This is a genomic window from Nocardioides guangzhouensis (assembly GCF_004519545.1).
Classification (GTDB): Bacteria; Actinomycetota; Actinomycetes; order Propionibacteriales; family Nocardioidaceae; genus Nocardioides; species Nocardioides guangzhouensis.
The window spans coordinates 1-2,393 of record NZ_SDKM01000101.1 but is presented as its reverse complement, the minus strand read 5'-3'; the positions used below and the strand labels follow the sequence as shown (position 1 = coordinate 2,393).

The 2,393-nt window shown below is 69.0% G+C and carries 3 protein-coding genes; all 3 read right to left on the bottom strand.

What is annotated here, in order from left to right; all coding sequences use genetic code 11:
* A partial coding sequence (locus tag EKO23_RS24580) for a Na+/H+ antiporter NhaC family protein (protein WP_246051304.1) occupies positions 1-1,378 on the bottom strand: 1,378 nt, incomplete at its 3' end.
* A gap of 9 nt (positions 1,379-1,387) precedes the next feature.
* Positions 1,388-1,543, bottom strand: a complete 156-nt coding sequence (locus EKO23_RS25600; RefSeq protein ID WP_167880647.1) for a hypothetical protein — start codon at positions 1,541-1,543, stop codon at positions 1,388-1,390.
* 14 nt (positions 1,544-1,557) lie between these two features.
* Positions 1,558-2,393, bottom strand: an 836-nt coding sequence (locus EKO23_RS24575) for an arginine deiminase family protein (protein WP_134721198.1), incomplete at its 5' end; no start/stop codon positions are given.

The following is a 2,393-nucleotide window of genomic DNA, read 5'->3' as shown; positions in this document are numbered from 1 at the left end:
AGATGTAGGCGCCGCAGGTGTTCCACGGCACGAGCACCGACGTGACGGTCCCGGAGTCCTCGACCGCCCGGGACAGCACCTGCGGGGCGAGCCCACGCCGGGCGAACTCGCCCCGGAACATGCGCGCCGGCAGCACGTCGGCGACGTACTGGTCGCCGGCGATGACGTTGAGGCCGATGCCGCTCGTGTTCACCGAGAGGATCAGCGGGCCGCGGCCTCGGGCCCGCGAGACGATCGGCATCAACAGCCGCTGCAGGAACCCGGCATGCTCCATCACCGCGGCGAACGACAGCGCGCCCAGCACCAGCCAGATGGTGGTCAGCAGGCTGGCCATCCCGCCCTTGGTGAACAGCTCGTCGATCGGTTCGACGCCGGAGTTGCTCACGAACCCGGTGGCCATCGCCTCGAAGATCGCGTGGACCGCCGTGGAAACCCGGCCGAGGTCCGGGTCGTCCACGAACGCCTGGACCGCGTCCCACTGCGTGAACGGCGCCAGCAGCCCGGCGAACAGCGCCGAACCCATGATCGACAGGAACGGAGGGAACTTCAGGATCGCGAACAGGACCAGGATCAGCAGGGGCAGCAGGTTCACGAACCCGATGTTGAACGCGGCGGCCAGCGCCTCGCGGGCTGCGTCGACGCTGAGCGCGGCGTCGGGGTCGGCCTGCAGGCCCAGGAAGAAGAAGATGACCAGGCTGACCCCGAGCGCCGGCCCGGCCGTCCAGAACATGTTCCGGACGTGCTCCCCCACCGTCAGTCCTCCACCGACAAGCTGCGGGACCAGGATCGTGGTCTCGGAGAGCGGGGTCATCTTGTCGCCGAAGTAGGCGCCGCAGATCACGGCGCCGGCGGCGGTGGCCTCCGAGAGGCCCATCACCTGTGACATGCCCACGAACGCGACGCCGAGGGTCCCGGCCGTGGTCCACGAGCTGCCGGTCACCATGCCCACGAGGGCGCACACGACCGCGGCGGCGAGGTAGAACCACGTGGGGCTGACCAGCCGGATCCCGTAGTCGACGATGGTGGGGATGGTGCCGGCCATGTTCCAGGTGCCGATCAGCGCTCCCACCGCGAGCAGGATGAAGATGGCGCCCACGGCCGAGGTGACGCCCCCTACCGCCGCCTCGGCGACGCCCGCGACCGTGTAGCCATTCTTGAACGCCATCAGGCTGGCGAACGACGCGCTCAGCAGCAAGGCGACCTGCAGCGGTCCGTTGGTGGCGTCGATCCCGAAGAGGAAGATGGTCAGCGCGAGCAGCGCGATCAGCACCACGATCGGCAGCAGTGCATCGAGCATCGTGGGTGGACGCGGCACCCGACCGGACGGGCCGGGAGTCCCCGTCGCGGTGGGTGACGACGCGTCAGGTGGGAGGGCCACGGACCGCTCCTACGCCTGGGGCGACTGCGACGAGGCGTGTACGGCGCCCAGCGCCCCGACGTACTGGCCGTGGTGGTGCACCGGTCCGCGAGCCCACGCGACCAGTCCGACCAGGCAGGCGATCAGGACGACGATGAGCAACCAGCGCGGAGCTTCTGGATACATCTCGACTCCCCTCCTCACACCGGGTCGCGCGTCAGCGGACACGTCATGCAGTGCCCGCCGCCGCGCCCCTTGCCCAGCTCGAACCCCTCGATCGTGACCACCTCGACGCCGGCCTCGCGCATCCTGGCGATCGTGTAGGTGTTGCGCTCGTAGGCCACCACCACGCCCGGCTCCAGGGCGACCACGTTGTTGCCGTCGTCCCACTGCTCGCGCTCCTGCTGGTAGACGTCGCCTCCGGTCTCGACCACCTGCAGGTTCGGGACACCCATCGCGTCGGCCACCGCCCCGAGGAACGACTCCTCTTCCGTGACGTGGAACCGCCGCCCGTTTACGCCAGGCCGGAGGCTGATCGCGCGGATGCCGCTGACGACCTTCGGGTAGGCCGTGACCTTGTCGCGGTCCAGCATCGTGAACACCGTGTCCAGGTGCATGTGGGCGCGGTCCTTGGTCATCACCGCCGCGATGACACGCTCCGCGGCCCCCTTCTCGAAGAGGGCCGCAGCGACCTGCTCGATCATCCGAGCCTGCGAGCGCTCGCTCATTCCGATCAACACCGTGCCGTTGCCGATCGGCTGGACGTCGCCGCCCTCGAGCGACGACCGGCCGAAGTCGTGCGCTTCGAAGCGACCGTCGTCGCCGAGGTGCGGGTACCAGTACTCGAAGTCCGCCTCGGCGAACATCGGGTGGTAGCGATAGATTGCGGCGACGTTGTAGGCCTCCAGCCTGCGGGCAGGCCAGAACATCGGGTTGATGGAGACCCCGCCGTAGATCCAGCACGACGAATCGCGGGTGAACAGCGTGTTGGGCAGGGGTGGCAGGACGAACATGCTCTCGTCATCCAGCGCCGCGG